Below are 8,758 nucleotides of genomic sequence, written 5' to 3'. Positions count from 1 at the left end.
GGGCACCAACAACCTGCGCGCCCTGGTGTCGCCGCAGGCGTGCGCCAGCGCGCGCCCCGCACCCGCGTTCCGCTGCCGGCACCTGCCGGATTCCGATCCGGAGGATCGGCCATGCGTCCGCGATCAACACCCGAAGGGCCGAGACGGCCCAGCCGGCTCGGCGCCGCGCAGCGGCGTGCGAGCGCAATCATGCAGCAGGCATGAGACGCCCAGGATGGTGCACTAAGCCGCCTGTCGATCAGCTCCCGGTGCTGAACACCTATAGCCTCGAGCCCATTCAGATCCGTCTGAGGAAGGCGATAGGACGACCTTCGCACTGCCGAAACGGCAGGCTGGATCGCAATGGAGCGGCACATGGTCAGTCGCTGTCGTTCGGCGCACCCAGCATCATTACAACATTTAAAGCGCCTGCTCCCGACCAGAGCCAGTCTTTCGTCCGTTGAACTTTGAACGGCAGCTTCTACCATAGCTTGCCATTCGCCCAGCACGAAGCCGCCCGGCAGCAACGCGCCCATTTCCGTCGTTTAGCCTAGCACGGCGTGTTCCTGGAACCTGCCATTCGTTAATCTTGCTTGGAGCGGCAACAGCTATCACCGACATCGCACCGGAGCGGACTGGCAGCTTCGTGTCCTGCCTCTCACGCTGACGCGTTTGTTTCTAACGCGATTGCCAAGCAGCAAGAAATCTTTTGATCGCCTATGATTAGCGACGAGACCTGCTTTTCGGACATTTCTTGCGTCCGAGGTCGTTCGCGCTTTCACCGGCATCGAGAGCGCGAGCAGCCGCGTCATAGAGTGGATGATCGCCGGTGCGTAGGGCATCTATGAAGCCGTTCTTGCTGATTGCCAGCCACTCCACCTTGCGAGCGGAGGCCGGGCACGACGTCCCGGCAGCAGAAAATCGCTGCGCCCTCGACTTTGTCGGATCGCCATACGCAATGTAGATATCTTGACGGATAGCAGCTGGGCGCGACACCTGTGCCGGAATAAGCTTGGTGCACGATCGGTTCGTGTCTAACGGCACCGGTTCGGGGATATCGCCGTCTGCAACTGCGAGAAGCGAGAGCGAGCACCGCTTCTGGTCATCGATCGGGAGGTTCGCAATTCCTTTGGCGTCCTTTCCATATTTGGTCTTGCCGTCGAGAAACGAAGGCCGCGCGATGGTGACGCCATAGACAAAGATCAGGTTGGTCGGATCGGAGCTTTGACCGCCTGCCGACGTCCCGGGCTCGACAATATTTCCTGCGATCGGGAAAGAGTAATTGTTTGAATTCCAGGTGTAGGTCGCCAGCGTTGCGGCGCAGACCTCCGGCTTCCGGCACTTTTTGGCCGCCGCAATGATCCAGTCCGACAGCTTCCCGGCCGTGGGGATGGCAAGCCGGACCCACCCGTCCAAACCGGCCTCGGTGTAAGTGCACTCGACCACTTCGGCGCCATCGAAACCCGGCGGTGCCGGCGTCACCACCGGGCAATCGTTGACAGACCGGCCCATGAAATATGGCCGCGGTTTCAGCTTGGCTGCGACGAAATTGCGGATGCCTTTGTCGAGCCCGTCGCGCTGAATGTATTGCTGCGCGGTCAGCGACTTCACGCTGGCAGGAGAGGCGGTCAGCGGGCCGGCAACAAGCCATACGGCGGCAAGGACGATCAATGAGCGGGGCATACGAGCACTCGTACCTTCATTGTCCGCCGGTCGGATGACCGTCGGTTCCAGACTACCGTAGAACCCAGAGGTTTTCGGATCCGTCGCCGATCGGGTCGCCCGCCAGCTTGGTGATCGTCCGAACCTAGTCCGCGGGAGCATAGTTATAGTACGGCGCGATCGCGCGAAGCCAAGCGAGCGCCGCCTTGTTGCGGTCCTTTCCGGTGCCGAATCAGTCCAATAGCGTGCCGTCGCGGTGGCATAACTGCGGCTCTGGCTCAGTCGGCTGGCAACAAAATCGACCGCATCAGCGCGCGTGGCGAAACTGATATAGATCTTGCCTGTATCCCAATCGGGCTGGCACGACAGAACGAATTTGCCGAGGCCGCGCGCGAGACTCTCGCCGGGCCACTTGAAGCCATAGATATTGTTCGCGCTGACCGCGAGGCGCGTCGTTCCATAGCCCGACTCCTGGATTGCCATCGCGGCTAAATTCGGTGCTGGTACGTGCCAGCGGCGCTCGGCAGCAATGGCGCTCGCGCCGATTTCTCCGACGAAAGTCCGCTTCTCGGATGCGGAGAGGGATTGCGTTGGCGCGTAGCACCAGTCTCCCTTGCCCGAGCGATTGAGTGCGTTCGGGTCTCGGACGCTAGCTGCGGACAATGCCGCAAGGATGAGAGCTGCCTCGCCCATAACGGCCCCAAGTGGCGGTCCGGGGACTGTGCATCCGGGCCAGTATAATCGTCAAGCCGTCGCATCCAATCGCGTTCGATAGACAGGAGACGGTCGATTGAATTTTTCTGCAGCCCTATCAGTCACTATAAGTCGCCAGCCGCAAGTCAGTTTCGCGCCCCAGTTTCCGCCGATCGAGATGCCGAACACCGCTTCTATAAGCGGCTATTCATGGCGACGACCGACAATGCCAAAGATTGGCCGAGTGTTTAGGTCACCCGCGAACAAGAAAACCTGTTGCAGCTGCAGCGAATCGATCTCCGCGAATCCAATTGATGGCCTCTGGACTCTGTGGCAGCATCTGATCCAGATTACGCTGGGGTCATGGGGGCCGTCTGATATGCAGATCGCGTCGATCGATTTCGTGGAATGGTTCTGTGCGCCTGGGCATGTTCTCAGGTGCCTTCGGCTCGCCGCACTAACAATGATCATAGCATTTTCGACTGCGCCGGAAGCCTTTGCGCAGTCGCCTGTCGTCTCGCCTGATCAGCTTCACGCGCTCGGACTGCTGGCAGCAGGTGAGAAATCTCTGTCTAACGACGGCTACGCGCAGCTGCGCGTAGTCATCTACATTCCGGATGCGCAGAATGACGTCGCGCTGGATCAGTGCCCGAAGCACGGTATCTGGGACATCAATCTCGATGCGCTTCTCGCTGGGAATCGGCAGGCAACCTTTGGCTTGAAGATCACTCTTCCCAACAATGGCACCTCGACTTTCGTAGACTTCACGCCATTCGATCTAACAAAGGAAAAGAAGTTCCTTGGCTCAAAATGCAACATAAAGATAGATGTTCTCAAATATAGTTCTCCAATCTACTACGTTAGAAACAATTCAAATACCAATGGGACGTTCGATCTCGCGCCCAATTATCATCTTTCGAAAAAGATAGATCCACAGGTCCAAGCGAACGTAGCAACTGCTGTCTCCGCTGCCAGCACGCTGGCCGGAATCCCAGGGCCGATCGCCACGCCGCTCATCAAGACGATGACGAACGCTCTCTCGGCGGCATCCGTCGATTCGACATCGATCTTTGTCCAGCACGCCGTCATTCAAGCAGGGCCCGTCGCCGCGCCATTCACATGGTCGTTGACGAATTCCGAGACCGATGTCGTCGGATTGCCCAAGATGGTCCTCATCGCGCAGCTGATACCCGTAGATTCGATTATCACATTGGACGGCCAACAAACCTCCGCGGTGCTAAGGTCGCCTTTCCGGATCGGGGCAAGCCCGGCGGCAATCTCAACCGACGGTACGATCGGCGACTACGTTGAGAAGCAGTTTTCGAGCCAGGTGAACGCCTATCAAACGGCTCAGGCCGGCGAGCTCAACCTAGCCTGCAACAATTTGGCAGGATCGATCACCGGCATGGGGCTGTCGGACCGGGACGCTGCCTTGGTATTGTGGGCCGAAACACGCTGGCGGGTGGCGGCTGGCAAAGATCAAGGGAGCACCATCGACAGCCTGCCGTGCCTCAGCAACATGTGGCATGTGATCCAACCCCTCGGTTTAACACCCTCCCCACCACCGGTTCCGCCGCCTGCGCCGGGGCAGGCGCCGACGGTCGCTCAGATGCAAATCGTGACAGATGTCAGGACGGCTTTTGCGCGGTTCTTCGTCTCTCCGGCCTGGGTAGATCAGAACAGATACGGCAGCCTTATCTTCGCCTATCCGCTCCAATTTAACGATCCTGACGCCGCGCTCCTGCGCCAATCGAAGACGGCAGCGAACGGCGACGGCATCTCGGTCGCCGAATACCGCGAACAGGCGCTGCTCGAAACCGTGGGCTGCTATGCTTATTTCGACATCAATGCCGATCCCACCGGCTACGCCAGGACTTTCGGTGCCCATTCACTGATGATCGCGATAGGCAAGATCGGTCAGAACGGCGGGCCCAGTGCCGGCAAGGAAGTAGCGATCATCGCCTCGTTTAACGAGACCCCGGGGGGCAGCACCTCCAAGATTGCGCAGATGGACGTGATGACGGCGCTCCCGCCGAGCGCCAGGCAGGCGATGCTGCGGCAACTCGGTGGACCAGTGTGCGATAGCGGATACCGGCCACAGATGCTGGCTGGAGACTGAAACCGCTATCATTGATTCCGTTAGGTCGGTTGCCTCGGTTGCCGATCGTCCGCTGCAGCAACATACCGAGCACGAGGCGAATTGGGGGGCTAACATGATCCGTTGCATTGCCGTCATCTTGTTGCCAGTCCTCGTCCTCGTGTCCGCGACGGAGTGCAAGGCGGAATGCCGTCCCACGGCTGGGGTCGATACCGATGTCAAGATAGCCGATAACGTCGCGAATCTGCTTAGCGCCCACAAGCTTTCCACGGACGATCTGTTCCGCGCCATGCACGTAACGTCGCAGTTCGAAACCAACGGATGCTGGGCGGGATCTTCCAATCCAGACGCCCAGTTCCTCTCGGTGGGCATCATGCAGTGGAACTTAGGCAAGCGATCGCTGCAGCCCCTCCTCAGAATTTACCTGTCGCATTTCGACAACGAGCCGTACCGCTCGACCTACATCGACAATCTGATGCCGACGTTTGGCAGGCAGTTCTTCGCCGAATGCCTGAACCCGGTCGTGAGCGCTTCCTGCAAGGACCTTATATACAGCAGTTGGCGGGACCTGCCTCGGGACGCGAACCCGAAACTCAAGCCCGATTTCGCTCGGGAACTTGATGCCCTTTTCAACGACAGGCTGATGCGCCAAGTTCAGATGGACCTCTATTCAAAGGCGTTCACGGCATCGGTGGACGATTTCCAAAACATCTATCACAATCCGCGCCCGGCCTACTGGCAGCAGGCGTGGGCTATCGACGTCAGAACGCAGCTAGGGAAGAGGGTCCTCACCGACAACGCGATCAGGCGCATCACGAAGAGCGTGAATGACGACGCGGCCACCGCGTTCGACAGCATCATGCTGTGGTACAAGAGCATGTGCATGGACAACTCCATGCACATCAACAAGCAAGATTGCGCCAAGAACCAGATGCTCTGGCCGCAGGAAAAGGCCCGCCTGACCGCTGCGGAAAGAGACCGACTGATCACGTTGGCATTCACGAGGCGCATAGCAGAGGGGGTCGACGTTTCCCAGAAAGGAGTAGGAAGCGATGAGTGGAAGCTGGATCTCTTCACCAGAAAGGCCACGATCGCGGTCGGCAAGGGTTATGTCCATGGCTCGGAAATCATTGATCCGTCTCTGAAGTGAGTCGCAACCGTCTCCGTCTCGCCGCGCTCAGGAAAGGCGGCTATCGCAGTCCCTAGCTCTTCAGCCTGCCGGTCACCTAACGGCCCAATCTCTGTCGTTCGGTGATCCCGGTTATGAAGAAGCCGATGTCGGCTCTTGGCCAGACCCGCCGTTCGACACGTCGCTGGCGAATGGCGGAAAAGTCCCATTCTTCGCATCGCCAGCGGGTGAACTCCGGAACGTGCGCGCGTCTGGTGCAGGCGTCTTGCCGGGTCCAAGCACGGTGGGATCGTTGACTTCACAACCGCAGGCACCGCGGAAGTCGAACACCCAACGCTTCTTTCCCAAATTTGCATTTCTGTGCACCGGGTGGCAATGTCCCGTCCCGGGTTCGGCTAACACAGAGCTGAAATCATCAGCTATTTTGGAATCGAACCCTCCCCACATTTGCAGGTGACGGTATATCGCACGGTATCTGGGCTGACGGTATCTTGTTCAAGTCTTTGAAATAACTTTCGTATTTCAACCAGTTCGATTCCGTCCCCGCACCATCCACCTCTCCGCAGACATCCAGCAGCGTTCCCGCGCTTCGCCATAACAGGTGAAGTTCGCTTCCATATGTGGTCACATCCTCGCGCCCCAGGAAATCCGCCATTTTCCTGCCGCTTCGCGTAATGACGCCTTATGGGATAGGCGGCACGAAGTCCGGCTGAGACAGCAGAAAGATCTGGAGAACGCCCGATTTCGGGCTCCTGAGATTGGTTCGCACCCGCCTGAGTCCCCCGTCAGCTGCCTTGTCCGCCAGGGTCGTGACGAGTCCCATCTTGTCGACCCGGTCGTCGAACCGATTGGAAGCGGCAGTAGAGTAGCTCACACCTATTCGGGACAAGGAGGCCAGGGGCGAGCTGCGCGCTGCCGACTGGCGCCGGCTGGGGTAACGGCGCCTGTTCCGATCACGCCCGTGGAGTACCGGCCCGGCAGCGCTTCCCGGCGCCGCCCGGCCATTGGTCAGAAGGAAAAGGCCAAGCGCGCGCCATAGGTGCGTGGCGGCGCGAACTGGACGAGATAGCCGCCCGCATAGCCCGCCTCCTCCGAATCGGTGAGGATCGTCGAATTCTCGAGGTTGCGCACGAACAGTGTCAGCGACCATGGCCCCTTGTCCGGTGCATAGGTCAGCAGCAGGTCGGTTTTGCTATAGGCCTTTTGCTGCTCGCTCGGGCGGTTGAGGATCGTGAAGTAACTGCGCGTCTGGTACCGGCTCTGCGCCCGCGCGGTGAGCGACGCGGCCCCGAGGTGGAACACATGCTCGATGCCGCCGCCGAGCGACCATTCGGGCGCCTGGACCAGGCGGTGGCCCGAAAAGTCGTTCGCCGCCGGGCAGGGCACGGCCGTCACCGTGCAGAAGCTGGTATATTTGGCGTTGAGATAGGCGATGTTCAGGTTGATCTTGTCGTCCGGAGTCGCTGACCAGACGGTCTCGATCTCGCCGCCGAACAGACGCGCCTTGCCGGCATTGTAGATGTTGCTGAGCGCGGTCGCCGGATCGTTCTGCTGCACCTGCAGGTCGGAATAGTCGTAATAGAAGCCCGACAGGTTCAGCTGCAGCGTGTTCTGCAGGAACCGGTTCTTGGCACCCACTTCATAGGCGGTGATGTTCTCGGGGCCGAACTGCCCGGTGGTGGTATAGCCGCCCGCCTTGTAGCCACGATCGACCTTGGCGTAGAGCAGGTTGGTCGGCGTCAGCTGCCAGTTCAGGCCGGCATGCCACGTCACCTTGTCGCCCGAATAGCGGTTGTTGAGCTGGTTGACCGTCGGTGTGCCCAGGATGTTGTAGCCGATCTGGCTCTTCTTGTCGTCGGTGTAGCGGATCCCGCCCTCCGCCTTCAGCGTATCGGTCAGCTGATAGCCGATCTGCGCGAACGCAGCCTTCGATTCGGATTTTACCTTGTAGTTGAAGGTGTAGAAGTTGAGCGGCAGACTGTTGGGGATGTGCACCTGGAAGTAGGTCAGCAGGTCGTCCACTTCCTTGAAATAGTACAGTCCCCCCTGCCAGCTGAACTTCGAGCTTCCATTGGAAACGATCCGCAGTTCGTGGTTCTGGTCCGACACGTCCTCGTTCTGCTGAAAACCGAAGTTGCCGGCCATGCCGCCGTCCTGATCGTTGTCGCGGTGGAGGGTCGATTTCTGATAGCCACCGAAATAGCTGACCGTCGCGAAACCGAGATCATAGGTCAGCGCGCCGCGCACCGCCTTGGCAAGGATATGGGTATAGCCCTGGTTGTTCAGCGGAAAGGTGCGGGTCGACCCGATGTTCAGCGTCCCGTCCGGCTGCACGCCGGCATAGGGAATGCCCTTGATGACAGCGCCTACCCCATCGACCTTGACATATTCGCCGGTGAGCAGTGCGCTGAAGCGACTGTCGGGCGTCCAGAGCAGGTGCGCGCGCAGGCCGGTGGTGTCGCCATCGTCCCCGCGCGTCGACGGGGCGTTGTTGCGATAGCCGTCGTGCACCTTGCGGGCACCCGCGATGCGCAGCGACAGGGTGGAGGTGAGCGGCGCATTGACCGCAGCCTCGGCGTTGATCGTGCCGTAGTTGCCGATCTCGGTGGAGGCATCGAGACTGTACTTGTCGGTCGGCTTGTTGGTGGTGATATTGACCGCGCCGGCGGTGGCGTTGCGCCCGTACAGCGTCCCCTGCGGGCCGCGCAGCACCTCCACGCGATCGACGTCGAACAGCGCGGCATTGAGCGCGAAGGCGCGCTGCAGGTAGAAATTGTCGATGCTCACCGCGACTGCCGGGTCGCCGGTCTCGGTATAGTCGCGGCTCGATACGCCGCGGATGGTGATGAGCGTGTTGGCGTTGTTCTGCGCGATCTGCACCGTCGGCGCGAGATTGGCCAGCTGGTTCACGTCGGTCGCGCCATTGGCGGCAAGCTCGGCGCCTGACGCGACGGTGATCGCGATGGGCGTGCGCTGCTGGGTGCTCGGACGCTTTTCGGCAGTGACGACGATGTCGGCGAGCTGGCCGTCGGCGGCCGCATCGGGTGCCTTGGGGCCGCTCGATGCCCCCTGCGATTGCGCCGTGGCGGGGACGGCGCAGGCAAGCGCTGCGACGCTCGCACATGTTGACGCAACAAGGACGAATTGGCGCATTTTGACGACCTCCCTAACCCATTTTGCTAAACTCTATGGAAAGC

The 8,758-nt window shown here is 60.1% G+C and carries 4 protein-coding genes; 2 read left to right on the top strand and 2 right to left on the bottom strand.

All coding sequences use genetic code 11. The features are described 5' to 3' along the window. Nucleotides 1-702: 702 nt before the first annotated feature. Nucleotides 703-2,334 (bottom strand): glucosaminidase domain-containing protein, encoded by a 1,632-nt coding sequence (locus tag SAZ01S_RS19095; RefSeq protein WP_084583866.1) that lies wholly within the window; start codon nucleotides 2,332-2,334, stop codon nucleotides 703-705. 379 nt (nucleotides 2,335-2,713) lie between these two features. On the opposite strand from SAZ01S_RS19095, the gene SAZ01S_RS19090 reads away from it, so the two are divergent. Together SAZ01S_RS19090 and SAZ01S_RS19085 are read left to right on the top strand one after the other, a co-directional pair. Further along, the gene (locus SAZ01S_RS19090) at nucleotides 2,714-4,453 is read left to right on the top strand and encodes a hypothetical protein (protein WP_084583865.1); all 1,740 of its coding nucleotides are present in this window, start codon (nucleotides 2,714-2,716) and stop codon (nucleotides 4,451-4,453) included. Nucleotides 4,454-4,547: 94 nt separating this feature from the next. Continuing rightward, a complete protein-coding gene (locus SAZ01S_RS19085; RefSeq protein ID WP_084583864.1) occupies nucleotides 4,548-5,582 on the top strand; it encodes a hypothetical protein in 1,035 nt (344 codons plus the stop codon). 987 nt (nucleotides 5,583-6,569) lie between these two features. Here the strand turns inward: SAZ01S_RS19085 and SAZ01S_RS19075 are convergent. After that, nucleotides 6,570-8,714 (bottom strand): TonB-dependent receptor, encoded by a 2,145-nt coding sequence (locus SAZ01S_RS19075; protein WP_084583862.1) that lies wholly within the window; start codon nucleotides 8,712-8,714, stop codon nucleotides 6,570-6,572. Between the last annotated feature and the right edge of the window lie 44 nt (nucleotides 8,715-8,758).

It is taken from the genome of Sphingomonas azotifigens NBRC 15497, from assembly GCF_002091475.1.
Lineage (GTDB): Bacteria > Pseudomonadota > Alphaproteobacteria > Sphingomonadales > Sphingomonadaceae > Sphingomonas > Sphingomonas azotifigens.
Note: the sequence above shows the minus strand (reverse complement) of the source record. Positions and strands in the feature narration are given on the sequence as shown.